Source organism: Nocardia sp. NPDC056064, assembly GCF_042266925.1.
Lineage (GTDB): Bacteria > Actinomycetota > Actinomycetes > Mycobacteriales > Mycobacteriaceae > Nocardia.
On sequence record NZ_JBHJWO010000002.1, the window covers coordinates 132971 to 153985 of the forward strand.

Annotated in this window: 23 protein-coding genes; 5 read left to right on the top strand and 18 right to left on the bottom strand. The window is 70.5% G+C overall.

What is annotated here, in order from left to right:
* Nucleotides 1-64 precede the first annotated feature (64 nt).
* The gene (locus ACFC06_RS24450; protein WP_375936128.1) at nt 65-751 is read right to left on the bottom strand and encodes a rhomboid-like protein; all 687 of its coding nucleotides are present in this window, start codon (nt 749-751) and stop codon (nt 65-67) included.
* 114 nt (nt 752-865) lie between these two features.
* Nucleotides 866-2899: a CocE/NonD family hydrolase gene (locus ACFC06_RS24455; protein WP_375936131.1), complete on the bottom strand. Its 2034-nt coding sequence runs from the start codon at nt 2897-2899 to the stop codon at nt 866-868.
* A gap of 156 nt (nt 2900-3055) precedes the next feature.
* On the opposite strand from ACFC06_RS24455, the gene ACFC06_RS24460 reads away from it, so the two are divergent.
* Entirely contained in the window at nt 3056-3706 is a 651-nt protein-coding gene (locus tag ACFC06_RS24460) for a TetR/AcrR family transcriptional regulator (protein ID WP_375936134.1), read from the top strand.
* Between the two features lie 19 nt (nt 3707-3725).
* Here the strand turns inward: ACFC06_RS24460 and ACFC06_RS24465 are convergent, their stop codons facing one another.
* Nucleotides 3726-4499, bottom strand: coding sequence for an ankyrin repeat domain-containing protein (locus ACFC06_RS24465; RefSeq protein WP_375936137.1), 774 nt, complete (start codon nt 4497-4499; stop codon nt 3726-3728).
* A gap of 182 nt (nt 4500-4681) precedes the next feature.
* Between ACFC06_RS24465 and ACFC06_RS24470 the strand changes: the two genes are divergently transcribed.
* Together ACFC06_RS24470 and ACFC06_RS24475 are read left to right on the top strand one after the other, a co-directional pair.
* On the top strand, nt 4682-5767 hold the full coding sequence (locus ACFC06_RS24470) for an S-(hydroxymethyl)mycothiol dehydrogenase (protein WP_375936140.1): 1086 nt from the start codon (nt 4682-4684) through the stop codon (nt 5765-5767).
* Complete coding sequence (locus ACFC06_RS24475; RefSeq protein ID WP_375936143.1) at nt 5764-6390, top strand: MBL fold metallo-hydrolase; 627 nt, start codon at nt 5764-5766, stop codon at nt 6388-6390. Before ACFC06_RS24470 ends, ACFC06_RS24475 begins: the two co-directional genes overlap by 4 nt.
* A 41-nt stretch (nt 6391-6431) precedes the next feature.
* Here ACFC06_RS24475 and ACFC06_RS24480 read toward each other — a convergent pair whose 3' ends face one another.
* From ACFC06_RS24480 to ACFC06_RS24495, 4 genes are all read right to left on the bottom strand, one after another.
* Nucleotides 6432-7100 carry a cation transporter gene (locus ACFC06_RS24480; RefSeq protein ID WP_375937302.1) on the bottom strand — a complete coding sequence of 223 codons (669 nt, stop codon included), beginning with the start codon at nt 7098-7100 and terminating at the stop codon, nt 6432-6434.
* Entirely contained in the window at nt 7100-7429 is a 330-nt protein-coding gene (locus tag ACFC06_RS24485) for an ArsR/SmtB family transcription factor (RefSeq protein ID WP_375936146.1), read from the bottom strand. Before ACFC06_RS24485 ends, ACFC06_RS24480 begins: the two co-directional genes overlap by 1 nt.
* Before the next feature lie 62 nt (nt 7430-7491).
* Nucleotides 7492-8127, bottom strand: a complete 636-nt coding sequence (locus ACFC06_RS24490; RefSeq protein WP_375936149.1) for a class I SAM-dependent methyltransferase — start codon at nt 8125-8127, stop codon at nt 7492-7494.
* An 86-nt stretch (nt 8128-8213) separates the two neighbouring features.
* Nucleotides 8214-8552 (bottom strand): hypothetical protein, encoded by a 339-nt coding sequence (locus ACFC06_RS24495; protein ID WP_375936151.1) that lies wholly within the window; start codon nt 8550-8552, stop codon nt 8214-8216.
* A gap of 135 nt (nt 8553-8687) precedes the next feature.
* On the opposite strand from ACFC06_RS24495, the gene ACFC06_RS24500 reads away from it, so the two are divergent.
* Both ACFC06_RS24500 and ACFC06_RS24505 read left to right on the top strand, forming a co-directional pair.
* On the top strand, nt 8688-9587 hold the full coding sequence (locus ACFC06_RS24500; RefSeq protein ID WP_375936154.1) for a sterol desaturase family protein: 900 nt from the start codon (nt 8688-8690) through the stop codon (nt 9585-9587).
* On the top strand, nt 9584-10081 hold the full coding sequence (locus ACFC06_RS24505) for a DoxX family protein (protein ID WP_375936157.1): 498 nt from the start codon (nt 9584-9586) through the stop codon (nt 10079-10081). Before ACFC06_RS24500 ends, ACFC06_RS24505 begins: the two co-directional genes overlap by 4 nt.
* Nucleotides 10082-10131: 50 nt before the next feature.
* Here ACFC06_RS24505 and ACFC06_RS24510 read toward each other — a convergent pair whose 3' ends face one another.
* The 11 genes from ACFC06_RS24510 to ACFC06_RS24560 all read right to left on the bottom strand — a co-directional run bounded on the left by ACFC06_RS24510 (nt 10132) and on the right by ACFC06_RS24560 (nt 20830).
* A complete protein-coding gene (locus ACFC06_RS24510; RefSeq protein WP_375936160.1) occupies nt 10132-11448 on the bottom strand; it encodes a lipase family protein in 1317 nt (438 codons plus the stop codon).
* 161 nt (nt 11449-11609) lie between these two features.
* On the bottom strand, nt 11610-12404 hold the full coding sequence (locus ACFC06_RS24515) for an MBL fold metallo-hydrolase (protein WP_375936163.1): 795 nt from the start codon (nt 12402-12404) through the stop codon (nt 11610-11612).
* A 2-nt stretch (nt 12405-12406) separates the two neighbouring features.
* Nucleotides 12407-13000, bottom strand: a complete 594-nt coding sequence (locus tag ACFC06_RS24520) for a hypothetical protein (RefSeq protein WP_375936166.1) — start codon at nt 12998-13000, stop codon at nt 12407-12409.
* A gap of 21 nt (nt 13001-13021) precedes the next feature.
* A complete protein-coding gene (locus ACFC06_RS24525) occupies nt 13022-13981 on the bottom strand; it encodes an MlaD family protein (protein ID WP_375936169.1) in 960 nt (319 codons plus the stop codon).
* Nucleotides 13978-15045 carry an MlaD family protein gene (locus ACFC06_RS24530; protein ID WP_375936172.1) on the bottom strand — a complete coding sequence of 356 codons (1068 nt, stop codon included), beginning with the start codon at nt 15043-15045 and terminating at the stop codon, nt 13978-13980. The genes ACFC06_RS24525 and ACFC06_RS24530 overlap by 4 nt, the downstream gene beginning before the upstream one ends.
* A complete protein-coding gene (locus ACFC06_RS24535; protein ID WP_375936175.1) occupies nt 15042-16112 on the bottom strand; it encodes an MlaD family protein in 1071 nt (356 codons plus the stop codon). Before ACFC06_RS24535 ends, ACFC06_RS24530 begins: the two co-directional genes overlap by 4 nt.
* On the bottom strand, nt 16112-17140 hold the full coding sequence (locus ACFC06_RS24540; RefSeq protein WP_375936178.1) for an MlaD family protein: 1029 nt from the start codon (nt 17138-17140) through the stop codon (nt 16112-16114). Before ACFC06_RS24540 ends, ACFC06_RS24535 begins: the two co-directional genes overlap by 1 nt.
* Nucleotides 17128-18135, bottom strand: coding sequence for an MCE family protein (locus ACFC06_RS24545; protein ID WP_375936181.1), 1008 nt, complete (start codon nt 18133-18135; stop codon nt 17128-17130). The genes ACFC06_RS24540 and ACFC06_RS24545 overlap by 13 nt, the downstream gene beginning before the upstream one ends.
* A complete protein-coding gene (locus tag ACFC06_RS24550) occupies nt 18132-19169 on the bottom strand; it encodes an MlaD family protein (protein WP_375936184.1) in 1038 nt (345 codons plus the stop codon). Before ACFC06_RS24550 ends, ACFC06_RS24545 begins: the two co-directional genes overlap by 4 nt.
* A gap of 3 nt (nt 19170-19172) precedes the next feature.
* Nucleotides 19173-20033 (bottom strand): ABC transporter permease, encoded by an 861-nt coding sequence (locus ACFC06_RS24555; RefSeq protein ID WP_375936187.1) that lies wholly within the window; start codon nt 20031-20033, stop codon nt 19173-19175.
* On the bottom strand, nt 20030-20830 hold the full coding sequence (locus tag ACFC06_RS24560) for an MlaE family ABC transporter permease (protein ID WP_375936190.1): 801 nt from the start codon (nt 20828-20830) through the stop codon (nt 20030-20032). The genes ACFC06_RS24555 and ACFC06_RS24560 overlap by 4 nt, the downstream gene beginning before the upstream one ends.
* Nucleotides 20831-21015 lie beyond the last annotated feature (185 nt).

A 21015-nucleotide genomic window follows, 5' to 3' on the forward strand; every position in this document is an offset into this window, starting at 1 on the left:
CGCATCGGTGCGCCGGTCTTTGCGGTAGGCCAATGATACATCTATGTAGTATTCGAGGTAACACCTATTTTGCTGCGGTTTTCCGGCCGCGCAGCATTTCGGCGGGGTCCCAGCGGCGGTCGCGACCGCGCGTGAGCGGGTAGCAGGCCAGGCCGATCGCCGCCGCGCCCGCGTGCCCGATATCGGTGAAGGTCCGGTTGACGAAGATCGGCGGGATCACCACCGCCGCCAGCACGAGCAGGTACCCCAGCCGCCACGGCCACACCAGCCGGTAGGCGAGCACCGCGGCGACGCCGGCCAGCGCGTAGCTGACCCCGACGTCGAGGGTGAACATCGCCCGCTCCGGCGCGTGCCCGTGCCGGATCGCCCACAGCAGCACGCCCTGGCTGAGATAGGTCGCCCCGACGTGCGCGACCGCGGCCACCACCAGCCAGCGCAGCGTGCCCAGCCAGCGTTCGGCATTGGCGTGGAAGAGCGTGAACAGCACCGCGTAGCCGAACCAGCCGCCGCCGTCGGTCCAGAAGGCACTGCCGATCAGCACCCGGATCGGGTCCTCGGCCAGATGGTGCAGATTGGTCGAGCGGTGCCCGAGCCAGGCCCTGGCCTCCTCCGGCGGCAGCCGGGTGATGATCAGCGTGGTCACCGCCAGGGCGGCCAGCCACAGATACGTTCCCGGCGCGCTGCGCACCCATCGCCCGGCAGCCGCGACCGCCGGGCCGATCCGCGCCACCACCCGGCCCGATGTCGCCATCACGCCAGTGTGCCAGGGGCGCGGGCGGCGCGACCCCCACCGCCGCCGGGCGAGCCGCCCCGAAGGCACCGCACCCCGCCTCGACCAGGCGAGGCGGGGTGCGGTGGACGGATGTCACCAGCCGGGATCGGTGTCCAGCGGGATGTTGATCCAGCTCGGGCGGGCCGGGTCCAGCTCCAGGTGCTGGGTGCGCAGGCCACTCTCGTTCAGCAACGGCCGCAACGGGATTCCGCTCGGGAAGTTGCCCGCGAAGACGTCGACGCGGAGCCGATGGCCCGGCTGGAGCAGGCCGTCGGTGGCGCGGATACCGATGTCGAGGGTGGTCGGTTCACCGGGGACGACCGGCTGGCGGGTGTCCAGGGTGAGGTACGGGTACGGGTCGGTGTAATCGCCGCTGGGCGAGCGCCGCGACTTGGATTCGTCGACCGCACGCAACGACGCCATCAGCTGACCCTGCGACCAGACCGTGGAGGTGCCGTCGGGAGCGACGTCGTTGACCGTCACCGTCCAGTACCCGTCGGTGGCGTCGAGCACGGTGTTCAGATGCGCGGCGATCTCGCCGGAGACGCGGGTCGGCTGGGTCACCGGGGCGGTGGTGAAGGTCAGCGCGGCGCCCTCGCTGATCCGGGCGTCCTTGGCGCAGATGTCCGGCAGCGGGACGAGCCCCGCCGTGCCCTGGGCGGCGTCGCGGGAGCAGATCGTGGTCAGGCTCGGGTCCACCGAGACCCGCTGGGCCCCACCGGGTGCGGTGACCAGGCTGCCGTCGAACCGCGCGCCCGGAGCCGTTCCCGACGACGCGGGATCGAGGTACATGCGGCGGTAGTCCATGCCGGGACGCGGGAAGGCGACGTCGCGGGTCCACTGGTCGCTGCCCTGCTGCCACAGGGTGACCGGGTCGTAGCGGTCGATGCCGTTGTCGATGCCCTTGAGCCACTTGTCGAACCAGGCGCGCTGCAGCGACTCGAGCGGCGCGGGCGCCCCCGGCTGGCCCAGCCCCGAGCTGACGGTCACGTGGTAGACGTCGCCCATGATCAGCTTCTTCTGCTCGGCGGGCACGTTCACCGCGTTGTAGATGCGCGGGGTGGAGTAGGTGAAGATGTCGTGCCAGCCGCCGTAGAGGAAGGTCGGCACCTGCACCTGGTCGGGCTGTCCCACCCAGGCGGTGCGCAGCGGGCTATGGTCATCGAGAATCGTGGCCATCTCCGGCGGGATCTGGTCGATGCTCGGCGTGGTCAGCGCCGCGATCAGCACATTGAAGAAGGTGAACGGGTCGCGGAGGCGGTCACCGAGCCAGGTCCAGTCGAACTTGCCGCTGAAGATCGAGACCAGGTCCGGTAGCAGCTTGGTGCCGTCGACGGCCAGCAGCCAGACCGGGATGAACCCGATGCCGAGCGCGCCACCGGGGGCGGCGACATCGCGGATCAGGTCGCTGCCGGGCACGATCGGGAAGATCGCCTTCAACGCCTCGGGATGCCGCTGCGCGGTCTGGAGCTGGTTGATCCCCGAGTAGGAGATGCCGCTCATGCCGATCTTGCCGTTGGACCAGCCCTGCGCGGCGGCCCAGTCGACCACCTCGACACCGTCGAGCTGCTCGCGCTCGCCGAATACCTGCCAGGTGCCCTGGGAGAACCCGGTGCCGCGCACGTCGACCACGATCTGGGTGTAGCCGCCGCGGATCAGATTGCGGTCCACGCCGAAGGTGCGGGCGGCGCCGCCGGGCAGCGCGTTCATCATGTCGCTGAGGCTGCTGAAACCGAACGCCGAGAAGTCCAGGTTCTGCAGGATCGGCAGCAGCACCTCGGACAGGCCGGGCACCGCCAGCGCCGAGTCGGCGATATTGGACACCAGCTTGGTGTAAGGCGTCATGTTGACGATGGTCGGCGTCGGCTCGGTGATCGGCTGACCATCCGCACCGGCCGGGTGATAGACGTTGGCTTTCAATACCGTTCCGTCGCTCATCGTGATGGGGACGTCCCATTCGATGAACACATTCGGGTATTGCTGCGGCCCGTTGTGGGTGGCGACGAACTGCGCGTCGAGCCCGTCACCGGCCGGCGTGGCCTGCCCCACCGGGGCAGATGCCACCGCACCCGCGAATACGACGACGGATGCGATCAACGCAGCCAGCCGCCCACGATTGTTGATCATGCTTCGGTCTCAGCCCTCCACCATCGGGAACCACGACGTTCCCGTACCGGAAAGTAACGTAGCCTGCGTCACGTACGATCGCAAGAACATGTTCTCGGCCACTTCCCCTCGGCGCCAGCCGCCACACCGTCCGCATCGCCTGCCAGAATCGACGATGTGACAGTGGCCGATCGCGATCTCGACGGTCGCCGGTACCGGGGCGCCGCTCCCGGGCAACGTCAGCAGCAGCGCCGCGCCCGCCTGGTCGAGGCGGCCACCGACGCCTTCGGCACCGAGGGCTACCGCAACACCACGGTGACCACGATCTGCGGCAATGCCGGGGTCGGCAAGCGCTACTTCTACGAATCCTTCACCGACAGCGAGGATCTGCTGCTCGAGGTGTATCGCGATGTCACCGCGCGGATGCTCGAGGCGCTCCATCAGGGCCTGGCCGATCCCGGGGCCGACCTCGACACCCAGGTGCGGGTCGGGCTCACGGCATACTTCCAGCTCATCCACGACGACCCCCGGGTGCCGCGGATCGCGTTCTTCGAGATCCTGGGCGTGAGTCCGGCGGTCGACCGGGCCTATCACGAGGTCCTCGACGCGCTGGTCGACATCTGCCTGGCGCTGATCACCCCGCACGTCGACGTCGCCGAGCACCCCGCGGCGAGCGTGCGTACCGTCCTTTACGGGCTGGTCGGCGCGATCCTGATCATCGCGCAGAAATGGGTCCTCGACGGCTACCGCGCGCCACTGGGCGACGTGGTCGACAGCTCGTGCCTGGTGATCGGTGCCGTCCTCGACCGGATCGGCCCGCACGAATAGAGCTGCGGCCGAGCTGATATCAGCGCAGCAGGGCGACGATCGCGTCCTGGCCGAGGCGCTCGGCGTTCTGCACGGCCGTGCGGCCCTCCGCGTCCCGGATCAGCGGGTCGGCGCCCGCCTCGAGCAGGGCGCGCACCGTCTCCTGGTAGCGCTGGGAGCCGTCGCCGTAGACGATCGCCTCCTGCAAAGCGGTCCAGCGCGGGGTGTTCACGTGGTTCACGTCCACACCCGCCGCGAGCAGCATGCGGACGGTATCGACGTGGCCGTGCTCGCTCGCGGGAATGAGCGCGGTGCCGCCGTAGCGGTTGACGCTGCGCAGGTCGGCGCCGTGGGTCAGGGTGGCGGCGAGGATCTCGTCGTAACCTTCGGCACCGGCGTAGAGGTAGGCCGAATCCTGGAGGTCGTCCTTCGCGTTCACGTCGGCGCCTGCCTCGATGAGCGCCAGCGCGGCGGCGGTGGACCGGTTCTTCGTCGCGGCGACGAGTGGGGTGCGGTCGTGGTCGCCGCGCGCTTCCGGGTCGGCGCCGCGGGCGAGCAGGTCGCGGACGGCGGCGTCGTCGTTGTCGACCGCCGCCGTGTAGAGGTCGGCGTCGAGGCGGTGATCGACCGGGCGGGTGGGCGCCGGGCCGGTCTCGCCAGGTCCCGGGGTCGCTGCGGCTTGGCCAGAGGTCGCCGCGGCGGGCTCGAGGGAGGTCGCGGCAGGCGGGGCCGCGGGGTCGGCCGAGCAGGCCGCCGCGCCGATCGCGAGTGCCGCCAGGGCCACCACGGCTACGCGGGTGCCACGAATGTTCATGTCGATCTCCTCGTCCGGGTCTCCTCCACCGTGCCCATGTCCTGGCCGTGCGTCCAGGACGCAACGCCGATGGGTGCCATCGACGCCGTCTATGGCTCGCCGGACCGAACGCCGATCCCGGCGGTCCCGGGCGGGCCGACCGGCTAGCGTTGGCTCCGACGACGAATACTGAGGAGGTCCGCATGCCCGACACCGTTCGCGGAGTCATCGCCCGCGCCGAGAACGCGCCGGTCGAAACGGTCGACATCGTGATTCCCGATCCCGGTCCGCACGATGTGGTGGTGCGGGTGCAGGCGTGCGGGGTGTGCCACACCGACCTGCACTACCGCGAGGGCGGGATCAACGACGAGTTCCCGTTCCTGCTCGGGCACGAGGCGGCCGGGGTGGTGGAGACGGTCGGTGACGCCGTCACCCATGTCGCCGTGGGCGACTACGTGGTGCTGAACTGGCGCGCGGTCTGCGGCGAATGCCGGGCCTGTCGCCGCGGCAGGCCGTGGTACTGCTTCGACACCCACAACGCGAGCGTCCCGATGACGCTCACCGACGGCACCCCGCTCACCCCCGCCCTGGGCGTCGGCGCCTTCGCCGACAAGACCCTCGTGCACGAAAAGCAGTGCACCAAGGTCGACCCCGAGACCGATCCGGCCGTGGCCGGGCTGCTCGGGTGCGGTGTGATGGCGGGCATCGGTGCCGCGATGAACACCGGCGCGGTCTCGCGCGGCGACAGCGTCGCGGTGATCGGCTGCGGCGGCGTGGGCGACGCGGCGATCGCCGGCGCGCACCTGGCGGGCGCGGGCACCATCATCGCGATCGACCGCGACGCGCGAAAGCTCGACTGGGCCAGGGACTTCGGCGCCACCCACACCATCGACGCCACCCAGGGCGACGTGGTCGAGCAGATCAAGGACCTCACCGGCGGCTTCGGCGCCGACGTGGTGATCGACGCGGTGGGCAGGCCCGAGACCTGGAAGCAGGCCTTCTACGGCCGCGACCTCGCGGGCACCGTCGTGCTGGTCGGCGTGCCGACCCCGGAGATGACGCTGGACATGCCGCTGATCGACCTGTTCTCGCACGGCGGGTCGCTCAAGTCGTCCTGGTACGGCGACTGCCTGCCCGAGCGCGACTTCCCGATGCTGATCGACCTGCACCGCCAGGGCAGGCTGCCACTGGACCGGTTCGTCACCGAGCGCATCGGGATCGACGATGTCGAACAGGCTTTCGCCGCGATGGGCGCGGGCAAGGTGCTGCGCTCGGTGGTGGTCTGGTGAGTGCGCGCATCGACCGGGTGGTCACCTCCGGCACCTTCGCTCTCGACGGCGGGACGTGGGACGTCGACAACAATGTCTGGCTCATCGGTGACGACGAGGAAGTGCTCGTCGTCGACGCCGCCCACGACGCCGACGCCATCGCCGCGGCCGTGGGCAACCGGCGGGTGAGCGCGATTCTGTGCACGCACGGTCACAACGACCACGTGACCGTCGCCCCCGAACTGTCCGAGCGGCTCGATGCCCCCGTCCTGCTACATCCCGGTGACGAGCCCTTGTGGCGGATGACCCACCCCACCGCCACCTACCGCTCCCTCGACGGCGTCGACCGGATCACGGTGGCGGGCACCGACATCGACATCCTGCACACCCCCGGCCACTCCCCCGGCTCGGTCTCCCTGCACCTGCCCGAACTGGGCGCGCTGTTCACCGGCGACACCCTCTTCGCCGGTGGTCCCGGCGCCACCGGCCGCTCCTTCTCGGATTTCGGCACCATCATCGACTCCATCCGCGACCGCCTGTTCGCGCTGCCGGAGGAGACCGTCGTGCACACCGGCCACGGTGACACGACCACCATCGGCACCGAGAAACCCGCACTCGCCGACTGGATCGCGCGGGGGCACTGAAACCGGTCCGTCGGCCACGGGATCGGTCCCGTGGCCGACGCCTATTTCGCGCAGCAGTCGTCGTCCGCGACGGCCGAGGGCGTTGCCGCGCAGCAGGAGTCACCGCGCCAGGCGGCACGGCCCTCCTTGACGGCGATCACCGCGATCACGAGAGCGGCGATCGGGTCGGCCCAGCTCCAGCCGAACAGCGAATTGAGCAGCAGGCCCACCAGGACCACGGCGGACAGGTACGTGCACAGCAGGGTCTGTTTCGAGTCGGCCACCGCCGAGGCGGACCCGAGCTCGCGGCCCGCCCGGCGCTGGGCCGCCGACAGCACCGGCATGACCGCCAGACTGACCGCGGCCACGGCGATCCCGACCGGCGAGTGCCCGGCCTCCCCCAGCCCGAACAACGCGCGGACCGCGTCGACGGTGACGTAGGCGGCCAGCGCGTAGAACGAGAACGCGATGACCCGCAGCGCGATCTTCTCTCGCGCCCGCGGGTCCGGACCGGCGAACTGCCAGGCCACCGCTGCCGCCGAGGACACCTCGATCACCGAATCGAGCCCGAACCCGATCAGCGCGGTCGACGACACCCGCGCCCCCTCACCCACCGCGACGATCGCCTCGATCACGTTGTAGGTGATCGTCGCGGCCACCAGCAGCCGGATCCGCCGGGTCAGCACCGCACGCCGCTGCGAAAGCACCACCGGCACACCGAGTTCGGCCATCAGCAGCAATCCCGCGTCGCGGCGGCCGGACAGCACGCCGGATCGACCGCGAGCACCAGCCCCACCAGATCGTCGAGCGCCCGCCCGATCCGCGGATCCGCCAGCTCGTACCGGCTGCGCCGCCCCTCGGGCACCGCCACGACGAGCCCACAACCGCGCAGGCACGCCAGATGATTCGACAGAATCTGCCGCGACACCCCGATCACCTCCGCCAGCTCCGACGGATACCCGGGCCCCGACCGCAGACTCAACAGAATCCGGGTCCGCGTCGAATCCGACAACGCATACCCGAACCGAGCCAACGCGTCACCGTGCACCACACCATCCATGCCCGAATAGTACATCGATTTCTGTATTCAGGGAATCATGTATAGATGCCTGCCTCACCGTTCTACGGGAGGGGTTTGTGGGCGAGGATTCGGAAGGTGAGGCCGGCTCGGCCGGTGCGGTGGGTTTCGTCGATGACGAAGCCGGCCGTGGTGAGGTAGTGGAGGGGGTTGCGCAGGAGGTGGTCGGCGCCGAAGTGGAGGGAGAGGGGCTGGAGGAGGCGCTGGAGGGTGCGGGCGGGGAGGGCGGTGGCGGGGCCGTGTTCGGCCAGGACGAAGCGGCCGCCGGGGACCAGGACGCGGAAGGCTTCGGCGGCGGCGCGCTGTGGGTCGGGGATGGTGCAGAAGGTGTAGGTGGAGACGACGGTGTCGGCGCTGTCGTCGGGGAGATCCAGGGCCTGGACGTCGCCTTGGCGCAGGTCGGCGTGGGTGAGGCCGAGGGCGGTGGCACGACGGCGGGCGATGTCGAGCATGCGCCGGGACAGGTCGATACCGGTGACGCGGTCGACATCGGTGCCGTAGTGCGGCAGGTTCAGGCCGGTGCCGACGGCGATCTCGACGACCCGGCCGCGCGCGTGCCCGATGACCCAGGTGCGGGCGTCACCGAGCACCACGCGCTCGAACCAGCCGATCTGGCGGTCGTAGTTCGGGGCGTAGCGGTCGAAGATGGCGGCGATCTCGGCGGTGCTCGGCTGCTTCATGCTGCGCCTCTCTCGCGGGGCTCCTGGCCCCAGTGTCCCCCGGGGCCGCGCTCGCGACATCGGGGAACACCCTGATCCGGCGTGTCTCAGAGCCGGAAGACGCGCCCGCCCACGCCGTAGCCCGCGCTGACCCAGCCGGGACCGATGCAGCCGATACTGGCGGCCTGGCCGACCGGCAGATCCCGGCGGAGGGTGTACTGGCCGAGCGCGGGCGGCAGCGTGGTGAAGTCGTAGCCGAGGCAGTCGACCTCGATCCGGTAGGTGCCCGGTTCGCCTTGGCATTGCCCGTTGAACGCCCACGGCCCGTTCATCGACCCCTGGCAGCCCGGGTCGGCGGCCGCCGTTCCGGAGGCCAGGCCGGTCAGTGCCACCGCGACCGCGGGGACCGCCAGACACATCGCCAGTGCTCGAGCCGAGGTTCGCATACCGTCTCCGATCGTTGTTCTCGCTCACTACCTGTCATGGGATGTATGCGCGCGGCACGGCAACTCGTTACAGACGCGTTGACTCTCAATTGACTATTTTGTAAATTACCCAGAAGTCAATATGAGGAGTCGGTCATGCTGTCCGCGTTCTGGGACCACATCAACAACCCCCTGCTCTACGCGATCCCGTTCTTCCTGGTCTTCATCGCGATCGAGGCGGTGAGCCTGCGCCACGCGCACGCCGAGGACTCCCCGCGCGCCTACTCCCCGATCGATACCCGGACCAGCATCAGCATGGGGATGGGTTCCGTCGTGGCGATGTCGGTGTTCAAGGCGCTCACCCTGGTGTTGTTCGTGATCCTGTACACCGAGCTGGCGCCCTGGCATCTGCCGACCGGGGCGTGGTGGTACTGGCCGGTGCTGCTGCTGGTCGTCGATTTCGCCTGGTACTGCAATCACCGGTTCTCCCACCGGGTCCGCATCGGCTGGGCCGCGCACCAGGCCCATCACTCCAGCGAGTACTTCAATCTGGGCACCGCGCTGCGGCAGAAGTGGAATCCGTGGTCGGAGGCGATCTTCTGGGCGCCGCTGCCGCTGCTCGGCTTCGCGCCGTGGACCATCTACGTGGCCTTCGCACTGAACCTGATCTACCAGTTCTTCACCCACACCGAGACCATCGGGACGCTCTGGCGCCCGGTCGAATTCGTGTTCAACACGCCCTCGCACCACCGCGTGCACCACGGCAGCGACCCGGAGTACCTGGACCGCAACTACGGCGGCATCCTGATCCTCTGGGACCGTATGTTCGGTACCTTCCAGCGCGAATTGCACACGCCCACCTATGGTTTGACCACGCCGGTCGGCACCTACAACCTGCTGCGGCTGCAATACCACGAGTACGGCAACATCATTCGCGACGTCCGCACCGCCACCCGCTGGCGGGACCGGTTCGGCTACGTGTTCGCACCGCCAGGGTGGCAGCCCGCCGAGAAGCGGGCGTCGGCGGCAGTCGAGACGAAGAAGCAGGCGGCGTGACCTCGGTCGACATCGCCGCCCTGATCCTGCGCGCCACCGTCGGCGCCGTCGTGCTCGCGCACGGGGTGAACCACGCGTGGGGCGGCGGCGGGATCGCCGGGACCGCGGGCTGGTTCGCCTCGATCGGGCTGCGGCCCGGCCGGGTGCACGCCGTGCTCGCGACCGTCACCGAGATCGGCGCGGGCGCTCTGCTTCTCGCGGGTCTGCTGACGCCCTTCGCGGCAGCCGCGGTGGTGTCCACCATGGTGGTCGCGCTGGTCACCGCGCATCGGGGCAATGGGTTCTTCATCTTCCGGCCCGGTCAGGGCTGGGAGTACACCGCGGTTCTCGCCGCCACCGCCGCGGCGCTCGCCGCACTGGGACCGGGGCGCTGGTCGCTGGACGGGCTGCTCGGGCTCGCCGTCGACGGGGCGGGCGCGCTGGCCGTCACCGTGGGGCTCGGCATGCTGTCGGCCGCGGTGCTGCTCGGCGTCTGCTGGCGTCCCACGCGCTGAACCGTGGTCGTCCCGCCCGGCGAATCCCGGGCGGGACGACCTCTTCCGGCTCAGGTGGAGACGCCGCGTCCGCTCAACATGCGCAGGCACACCCGCAGGAAACGCCACAGCCCCGGCAGGGTGCCGCGACGGGTGAGGACCGTCGTGACGGTGCTGGTGGTTGACGCCGGAAGCGGACGCCCGGCGAAGCGGTCGTCGAGCCAGTCGTACATCAGCGGGGCGGCGAAGATCGCCAGGGTCAGGTGTTCGCTGAGGCGATCGCGCAGGTAGGTGACGTGGGCGCCCGCGGCGTGGTAACGCTGCACCTGACCGTCGACGTCGTCGACCGAGATGAGCGGATCGGCGACGCTCTGCACCACGAGCATCGGCATGGATGGCGTGTGCAGCCCGAGTTGCAGGCTCTGCAACAGTTCGACGATCTGCGGGCGGGCCAGCACATCGGCCAGCGGGGTCGTCATCATCGAATCCCAGTCCATCCGCGGCGCGCTCAGCACCGCGCCCACCGTGGTCCGGTCGGCGAGCGCGTTCAGGCGTCGTTGCGCGGTGGCGGTGGTGGTTTCGTTCAGGGCGTCGTCGAGCGCCGGGGAGACCCGGCGCAATCCGGCCACCACCATCCCGGGCAGGCCGGAGAACACCGAGCCGTTCAGGCGCAGGAATGTGGAGGCCGGGTCACCCACCGGGGAGCCGGCGGCGGCGCCGACGATATTGAGTTCGGGCGCGTAGGAATCGGCCATCTCCGCGGTCCACGAGGTGGCCATGCCGCCGCCGGAGTAGCCGAACAGGCCGACCTGGGTGTCGGGATCGAGGCCGAGTTCGGGGAATCCGAGAGTGGCCCTGATGCCGTCGAGCGAGCGGTAGCCGGGTTCGCGGGGCGCGCCGAACACGCCGAGCATGCCCTCGTGGTCGGGCACCGCGACGATCCAGCCGCGCTCGAGCGCGGCCCCGATGAGGAACAGCTCGAACTGGGGTACCGCGCCGAGCGCGCGGGACCCCTGGCGTAGCGCGTAGGACGGAAAACACTGCGAGGACACCGCATCGATGGCGCACTGGAAGCTGACCACCCGGTCGGGGGTGCCGGTGGCCCGCGGTGGCACCAGCACGGTGACCACGGTGGAGTCGGGGCGTCCGTCCAGATCGCTGGTGCGGTAGAGCAGCTGCCAGGCGGTGAAGGAGGGCTGGCGGACGAGACCGAAGGCGCCGATGGTGACCGGTCGACGGTGCAGGATCGTGCCGGGCGCCGTCGTCTCCCAGCCGCGCGGCGGGGTGTGGAACGGATCGTCCTCGGGACGCAGTGTCCTGGTGGGGTGCGGGAACTGCCGCGGTTCCACCGGTGCGCAGTCTTCGTAGACGTCGACATTGACGGTCATCTCGGGTCCTTCCTGCCCGGAACCCTCATCGGCTCCGGTGTGCGGTCGCCGCTGTGCCCGGCGCCCGGGGGCACCGAAACACACACGGCCTCACCATGATTGTTCTGGAACCACGTGGTCTCTGTCACTGTACGAAAGCGAGAATCCGGGGCCGTTGTTCCTCACATCTCCCGAATACCCGATCCGGCGGCGCGCTCGCGCAGGGTGGTCAGCATGACCGGATCGTGGGAACTGAACACGGTGAGCCGGGGATCGCGCCGGGCCAGATCAGCCAGGGCGCGGGTGTTGTGCCAGCGGGTGAGCGCCGCGCGCGGGCTGGGATCGCCGTAGGCCGACATCGCGACCCGGCGCACCGCGCTGTCGAGATCGCGGCGGTTGAGGAAGGCGTCACCGGCGTGCAGCAGCCAGCCCGTCGGGGTGTTCACGGCGACGCCCACGTGGCCGCGGGTGTGCCCGTAGAGCGGCACGACGAGGATGTCGTCACCGAGACCGGGCAGTTCCCGCACGGCGTCGAGGCCCAGCCAGGTGTCGGAACCACCCGCCTCGTTGACGACCCAGCGTGGCCCGTGCGCCCACTGCACCGGGCGATATCTGGGTCGTTCCCGCCGGTGCGGTGCGAGCGCGGCCCGTAACTCGGGACCGTGCACGTGGATACGCGCGTCCGGGAAATCGGTGAGACCACCGGCGTGATCGAAGTCGAGGTGGGTGAGCACGATGTCGCTGACATCGGCGGCCCGGTAGCCGAGCCGCTCGACCTGCGCACGGGCGGTGGTGTCGTGATCGATGCGCAGGCGCAGCAGGTGCCGAGCCGCGCCCAGCCTGCGGGCGGGTACGGTGACATCGTCGGTGCCGAAACCGGTGTCGACCAGGATCAACCGGTGTTCGGTCTCGAGCAGCAGGCAGTGGTCGACCAGGCCGCCGATCATCGGGCCGCAGTCGAGGTGATGGACGCGCACGGCTACTTCAGCGGCAGCGCGCCACCGGCGCCGCCCACGTCGACGACCTGCCAGCCGTTGCCCGCGTCCACGGTGACCGCGTAGTGCACGGTGGTGCGGGTCTTGTCGGGGGTCTGCGCGCTGGTGGAATCCACGTCGACGTATACGTCGACCTGGTACACCCCCGCCGACTCGGAGGCCACCTTCGCGCTGCCCGCCGTACCCTCCGAGGCCCACTGCATCGGGACGAGGATCTCGGTGAGTTTCGGTGCGGTGGCGTCGAACTTGGCCGCCAGCTCGGTCGAGGTGCCCGCCTTGAGCCTGCCGACCCAGGAGTCGACATCGCGGTAGTCGACCCGGGAGGCGCCCACGGCGTAGTCGGTGGCCACGCGCTCGGCCCGCGACACATCGGCGGCGTGCTGCCGGGCGGCGTTCAGGTCGGCGCGGGCGTTCCACCACAGCACGGCGAAGCACACACCGGCGAGCACACCGAGGACGGTCAGCGCGCCGGTCAGCAGGGTCGACACCGGGAGGGTCACCTGCCGTCCCGGCGTGCGGTCCGGGCGCGGCGCGTCGTCGGTGGTCTCGCCGGGGGCGTCCAGGGTCTGTGTACTCATCTGATTACCTCGATTGCCTTGCTATTTGACGTTGATCCGCAGGTGCAGGGCCCCGGCGGGGGCACTGGCGGCAGCCGCGGAACCGATCAGCGCGCTCAGGTCCAGCCGGCTCGCCGAGTCGGTGGCGGCGTCGGCGAGTGGTTGCAGCGCGGGGGCCAGTGGCGCGAGTTCCGGGCCCGCCCGGTCGATCCAATCGGTCAGCTGGTCGAGGAACGGGACCAGGCCGTGGCCCTCGACATACATCTCCGGTGTGTTCCCGGTGCTCGCCAGCCGCTGCACCGCCTCGGCGATCTCGTCGACGCGCTGACCGAACTCGACGAATTTCGGCGCGGCGGCCTCGAACGAGGGCCCGGCCCAGGTCATGTCGGGAGTGATCCGCTCGAGATCGGTGAGCAGCTCGCCGTAGGTGGCCGCGCGGCTCATCAGCATCGCCGCCACCAGGTCACCGGCGCGCGCCAGCCGCGGCACCAGCTGCCCGGTGTCGCGCAGGGCGGCCTCGGCCGTGCCGACCAGCCGGTCGAGGACCTGCGGGTCGAGCTGATCCATCGCCGCGGTGACCAGCCGGGCCACCTCCGCGAGGGGTATCGGCGCGCGGATGCGCTCCCCCGCCAGTGTCTGCCCGTCACGCAGGTACGGGCCCTGCGGGGAACTCGGCGCGAACACCACATACGGCTCGCCGAGCCCGGACAGCGATTCGATGAACACGGTGCTGTCGACCGGGATCTCGTAGCGTCCGTCGATCTCGAAACGCACCTCGACCTGCTCGCGCGACCGCCGCACCCCGGTCACCGAGCCGACCTCGACACCGCGCAGCAGGATCGGCGAACCCGGTTGCAGCCCGGCCGAATCCGGGAGTTCCAGGGTGGCGGCGAACCGGTCGCGCAGCGGTTCGTAGCGCACCACCCCGAAGGTCAGATAGCCCACGCCGACCAGGGAGATCACCGCGATGCCGAGCAGCGACAGCAGCGGGCCGGGCTTCATCGCACCGCCCCGATCATCCGCAGCGCCTGGGTGATCGCGTCGATCTGGTTCTCGGTGCCCGCCGGACCGTCCTGGCTCGTGCCGACCCGCGCGCCGGTGACGTTCACCTTCGGCCCCCGTTCGACGAACGGGATGATCCGGTCGCGGATCAACGCCACCAGGGCGTTGAGGTTCGACGGTGCCGACAGGTCCAGCGGCCTGCCGGTGAGCGCCAGCGGCACGAACGCCCTGGCCGCCGCGTCACCGGAGGCGGCCAGCGGCGCCAGCCAGGCCAGCGAGTGCGCCACGGTCCCGAGCGCGCCGAGCACCCCGACCACGTTGACGACGGAGGCGACCGCGGCCGAGGCCTGGGCGACCCCGGGTTCGGTGAGCAGCTCGGCGAGTATCTCTTTCCTGGCTTCGACGGTGTCGGCGGTGCGGCTCATGCCGTCGAGCAGGGCGTCGGCCGCGTGTAGGTTCGCCGCGAGATCCTGGATGTCGGACCCGATCACCTGGGCGATGCGGCGGGTCTCTGCCGGATCGTCCGGGAGCACCGTGTTGAGCTGGTCGACGATGTCCTGGAAGCGGGTGATCGCCCCGCCCTGGACCAGGGTGGACAGCCCGGCGAGAGTGTCCTCGATCTGGGCGGCGGGCTTGGTCTGCGCCCGCGGGATCACCCCGCCGGGGCCGAGTTCGGGGGCATGCCCGCCCGGGGTGGCCGTGAGTTCGATGTGGATGTCACCGAGGACGGTGTTCTGGCGCAACTGGGCGACGGTGTCGGCGCGCAGCACGACCGAGTCGGTGATGTCGGTGGTGACCACCACGTAACCACCGGAGGCGGCGTCGACCACCTCGACGTTCGACACCGTCCCGACCCGGACGCCGTCGGCCATCACCTTCGCCCTGGCGGGCAGATTGAGCGCGTTCGCGAACTCGATCCGCACCGGATAGGTCGCGCCCGCGACATTCGAGCCGGGTACCGGCACGGACGCGGGATCGAACCCGCACCCGGTGAGCGCCAGCACGGCGGCGACGGTCACCACCGTCACCGAACGCCACCGGCGTGCCCGCAACGAGTCCTTCATCGCCCTCCTGCCAATCCGAATACCAGCCGCGACAAGGGGATCCGCGCGGGATCGCACTGTGGGTCGCCGACCGACGCGCACACCTGGGCCGCCAGCTCCGGAGGCAGCGCGACCTGCGGTGCGGCGTAGTCGATCCCGCGGGCCGGGTCGGCCGCCGCGGTGACGGCCGCGGTCAGCACGGGCACCCGGACCGCGATGTCGCGCAGGGTGTCCACATTGAGCCGGATCAGCCGCACGAGCGGGACCGTGGCGTCGAGCACCCGGAAGATCGGATCACCGAACATCGTGGTGATCTCGTTGAGCATCGGGAGCACCCGCTGGAACCCGTCGATGATCTCGACGGTGCGGCTGAACAATTCGTTGTTCACCTGGTCGAGGACGGTGGCCAGCCGGGTCAGCATCAACCGGATGTCACCCCAGCGGTCGGCCACGCTGCCCGAGATCGCAGCGAGCGAGTCGATGACACCGCCCAGGTGCGCGATCGCGGCGTCGGGGCTGTCGAGCAGGGCCGCCAGATCGGTGATCCCGGCATTGACCTCGGGTCCGGTTCCCGCCGTGGCGCTGTCGAGCGCGGCCAGCCCGCGGCGCAGCGCGTCACGCGTGCCCGGCTCGGAACCGAGCGTCTGGCGGGCCAGCCCGGCGACGGCGTCGAGGGTCTGGGTCATGCTCTTGGGGGTGAGTGTCCTGGTGAGGCAGCCGTTGGCGTCGCGGGCTCCGCCGGGGGCGCCGCCGGGCAGCACGGCCAGTTCCCGGTCGGCGACGATGGTGTCCGAGACCGTGACGGCCGCGGCGTCGGCGGGTACCGGGTGGCGTTCGTCGACGGTGAAGTCGACCCGCACCGTCGCGCCGCGCGGATCGATCGCGGTGACCTCCCCGACGGTCATGCCGCGCAGGGTGACGTGATTGCCGACGTAGAGCCCGATGGTGTCGGGCAGCACCGCGCAGTAGGCCCGGGTCGCCACCGGCGGGCGCAGGACCAGCAGATAGGCGGCGACCGCCAGCAGCGACACCGTGAGAGTGGCGACGACGGAGACGAACCCGCGTGAGGAGACCAGCCTGCGCAGCATCAGCACACCCTTCCCGGAACCGGCACACACACCGGGTCCACCGTGAGCGCCGACTGGTCGACGACCACCGTGCCCGGCACCGGCACCAGCGCGCCCAATTCCTGGGCCAGCCCGTGCACGCCGTCGATGACGGGCTGCAGGCGGTCACCGAGGGCGATGAGTTCGGGCACGGCGTCGGCGAGCTTGCGCGCCAGCGGTTGCAGGGTCGATTCCCAGGACGGCTGGACACCGGCGAGGCGGCTGACCACCCGGTCGAGCTGTTCCACCGCGGTCCTGACCTCGCTCTGTTTGTCGGCCAGCACCGTCTCCAGCAGGGAGATCTTCTCGACCAGCCTGCCGAGTTCACCGCGCGCCTGGTCGACGGCACCGAGCTGTTCGTCCGCGATGGCGATCGCCTTGGCGACCTCCTCGCGCTGACGGTCCAGCGCGGCGACGAACTGCCCGATCCCGGCGACGGTCTCGCGGACGCCGTCCGGGCTCGCGGTGATCGAGGCACCCAGCGCCTCGAGGTTGGCCCGCACCTGGTCGCCGTCGATCGCCCGGACCGGCTCGACGGCGTCCTGGAAGGCCTGGGCCAGGTTGTAGGGCAGGCGCACCCGGTCGGCGGGGATCGGGGTGTCGCCCAGCGGGCTGGTGCCCGCGGGCATCAGGGCGACGTAGTGTCCGCCGACGATGGTGAGCATGCGGATGTCCAGGCCGGTCTCGGCGCCGACGAAGACGTCGCCGTCGACGGTGAAGGTCATCTCGACGTCGTCGTCGGTGAGCTCGAGCCCGGTCACCGAGCCGACCGGCACCCCGGCCAGGCGCACGTCGTCGCCGACCTGCACGGCCTGGGCCTCGGGCAGCAGCGCGGTGTAGGTCCGTTTGCCGAAGGGCACCGCGTACAGCACGCCCACCGCCAGCAGGACCAGTACCAGCCCGACGATTCCGGCCACGCCGACCCACCATTCGGCGCGCCGCACCGCCGTCTCGTCGCGGCTGGTGACCAGCGCGCGCACGCGGGCGATGGCCCGGGTCAGCCGCGACATACCGATACCTGCTGTCCGGAGAACAGGATGGCCGCGGGTGCGGGCACCTCGGCCGCGCCCTTGGTACAGGTCTTGTCCACGGTCGCGCCGGTGGCGGGCAGCGCGGCGCGCAGGCCCGCGAGCAGCGAGGGCAGCTTGCCGAGGACCTCGGCGACCGCGGCCGGATCGGGCACCGCCTGGCCCAGCGCGGCGGCCAGGTCGGGGTTCTCGTCCTCGGTCAGGCCGAAGGTCGCCAGCAGGGAGTCGACCGGGCCGAGCACCGGTGGGGCCGTCAACGCGAAGTCGACCAGGCCGTCGATCTTGATCTGCAGCGAGGTGAACACGTCGGCCAGCTTCGCCAGCAGGGTCACCAGGTGCTGGGACCGGCCGCCGAGCGCGTCGGAGATCCCGGCGAGATTGCTGATCAGCGTGGTGATCACCGCCTGCCGATCGGTGACATAGCCGCTGAGGGTGCCGATGGCCGCCAGCGCGGGACCGATGCCCGCGCCGTCGCCCTCGATCACCGCGAGCAGGCTGGTGGTGAACTGGTTCAGTGCCTCGGGTGACAGGGTCGCCAGCACCGGCTTCAAGCCGTTGAACAGGGCCGTCACATCGAAGGACGGGATCGTGCGGTCGGTGCCGATGGTGGCACCCGCCGGGGTCGTCCCGGCCGGGGCTTCCGGTTGCTGCAGGTCGACGTAGCGCTGCCCGGTGAGGTTCTGGTAGCGGATCGCCAGGCGCGAGTTCGCGTGCACGGCAGTGCCTTCGCGCACCGTGAAGCCGATCACGGCCTCGGTGCCGCGCAGCGAGATGTCGTTCACCTTGCCGATCTGCACGCCGTAGAGGCGGATGTCGTCACCGGTCTTCAAGCCGTTCACATCGGTGAACACGGCCCGGTAGGCCACCGTGTCCCCCGCGACGGGCCGCTGGATGGCGGTGACCACCAGTCCCAGCACCGCGAGCATCGTCGCGGCGAAGAGCACCAGCCGCCAGGCGGCTCCACCGACCGAGGTCATCGCGGCACCCCCTGCCCGGCCAGCAGCGGGATCATCGGGACCGGCGCGATGCGCAGATCCACGTCGACGTTGAGCACCGGACCCGCCGGGGAATCGCTGAAGGCCGAGCGCAGATTCGCCAGCAGCGCGGTGAGCTCGGCACTGCTGCGCTGCGGATCGGGGACGGCGTTCGCCACCGCGGACAGCAGCGGCACCGCCATCGCGGCATAGGCGGGGAACTGCTCACCCGCGTGGTTCAGCATCGTCTGCAAGGCCGGGAACAGCTGCTCGACCACCATGCTCACGGTGGCGTCGAAGCGCGGACGGTCCTCGCGCAGCGCGTCGATCCGGTAGACACGGTCGATCACGTCGACCGTGGCGCCCGCGAACGGCGCGACACCGCCCAGTGCCGTGCCGAGCTGCTCGAGCTGGAACGAGGGCGGCAGGGTCTGGTGATCGGCCACGGTGCGCCCGGCGACGACCATGGCCTGTAGCAGCGGGGTGAAGGCCTCGGTGTCGGTGGCGAGCTGGTCGAGCACGACCGCGGCCCGGGCGACCAGCGCCTGGTCACCGACCGTGGACAGGCCGCGCAGCAGGGCGCCCATCGTCGCGTCGGCGGCGTCGCCGGATCGCGGGCCGGTCAGGTCGACCACCGAGCCGCTGCGCAGCGGCGCTCCCCCACGGCCGGGCCGCAACTGGATCTCGCTGATGCCGAACAGGTTCGAGGTCGCGTAGTCGACGGTCATGCTGTCGTCGATCCCGGCGAGCTGATCGCGGTCGACATCCAGGGTGACCGTCTGGCGGCCCGTCCCCGCCGGGTCGATCCCGGTGACCTTCCCGACCACCACGCCGTCGGCGCGCACCCGGGTCCCGACGACGATCCCGTCCCCGAGTCGCTCGGTGCGCAACACGACCTCGATGCCCGCGAGTTCCTCGCCGTGCGTGGCGACCCGCCAGCCGAGCAGCCCCGCCGCGACGGCGACGACGGCCACGGCCCCCACCACCAGCGCCGCGCGCTGCCCGATGGCCACCCCCGGCAATCCGTAATTCGGCATCCCCTACCCCGTGAAGTCGATGGCGGCGTTGAATCCCCACAACGCGATGGACAGCAACATGTCGATGGCGATGATCGCGACGAAACTGGCGCGCACCGCCCGGCCGGACGCGATACCGACACCCTGCGGGCCCCCGGCGGCGAAAAAGCCGTAGTAGCACTGGATCAGGATCACCACCGTCGCGAAGATCGCGACCTTCACCACCGCGGCGACGATGTCGAACCCGGTGACGAACTGGAAGAAATAGTGGTCGTAGACGCCGGCGGACTGGCCGTGCACCATCGTGATCACCGCCCGGCAGGACAGATACGACAGGATCAGCCCGATCAGGAAGGTCGGCACGATCGCGATCGCGCCGGCGATCACCCGGGTGGTCACCACGAACGGGATCGAGCGCAGGCCCAGCGCCTCGATGGCGTCGATCTCCTCGGAGATCCGCATGGAGCCGATCTCGGCGGTCATCCGGCAGCCCGCCTGCGCGGCGAAACCGATCGCGGCGGCGATGGGGGCGAGCTCACGGGTGGTGGCGTAGGCCGAGATCAGGCCGGTCACCGGGCCCATCCCGAGCATGTTCAGGGTGGCGAAGGACTCCACCGCCACCGAACCGCCCATGGCCAGGCCGAGCACGATCATCATCGGCACCGTGCCGCCGCCGACGATCACCGAGCCACTGCCCCAGGTCATCCCGGAGATCGAGCGCAGGGTCTCGGCGCGGTAGCGGCGCAGGGTCAGCGGGATCGCCGAGAGCGCCTGCCACACGAAACCCAAAGCGAAGCCGAGGTTTTCGAGCGGGCGGGTGAGGCCGCCGTTGCGGCGCCAGCGCTCGAGGCGGCCCAGTCCCCAGGGCGCGTAGGAGGAGCTCATGCCAGCCTCGTCGGCAGGAACATGGCGCTCACCTGGGTGATCGCGAGATTGACCACGACGATGCAGACCACCGAGAGCACCACCGAGGCGTTCACCGCGTCGGCCACGCCGCGCGGTCCGCCCTTGGCCTCGAGCCCGCGCTGGCAGGCGATCATCACCACCAGGAACCCGAAGATCACCGCCTTGACCAGCGAGACCCACACATCGGCCACGGTGGTGAACGACCCGAAGGTCGCCCAGTAACTACCGGGCGTCACGTTCTGCCCGCCGATCGCCACCATGTATCCGGCCAGCACGCCCACGAAGATGATGAGGATATTGAGCAGCGGCGCCACCAGCACCATGGCGATCATCCGCGGGATGACCAGCCGGTGCACCGGGCTGATGCCCATGGTGTGCAGCGCGTCGATCTCCTCGCGGATGGTGCGCGCGCCGAGATCGGCGGCGATGGCCGAGGCGCCCGCGCCGCCGAGCAGGAAGCCGGTCGCCATGGGCGCGCCCTGCTTGATCACCCCCAGGCCGCCGGTGGCGCCGAGCAGCGAGTCGGCGCCGAGGGTGTGGATGAGATTGCCCACCTGCACCGAGACGATCACCCCGAACGGCACCGCCATGAGAATCGCGGGCAGGGCGGTGACGGTCACCAGACGCCAGGCCTGGGTGAGGATCTCACGCCATTGCAGCTTGCGGGCGGCGATATCGGTGCAGGCACCGAACACCGACGACACCGCGAGCACCACGGCCCGACCGAGGGTGCGCACCGCCGAACCGAGCGTGCCGGTGACGTTCGCGCGGATCAACCGGGGCAGACCCGGGACGGCCGCGCGATCGGATAGCGCCGCGGTCGCAGGGGATCCGCCGGGAGGGTCTTCCGCCAATGCTCCGGTGCCCTTCCCTCGCGAACTACCCGATTGTGATCCGGGCCATAACTGTGACGAGGTACGAATCTAGGGGGCGGCGCATCGTGCTGTCACTGCACGATGAC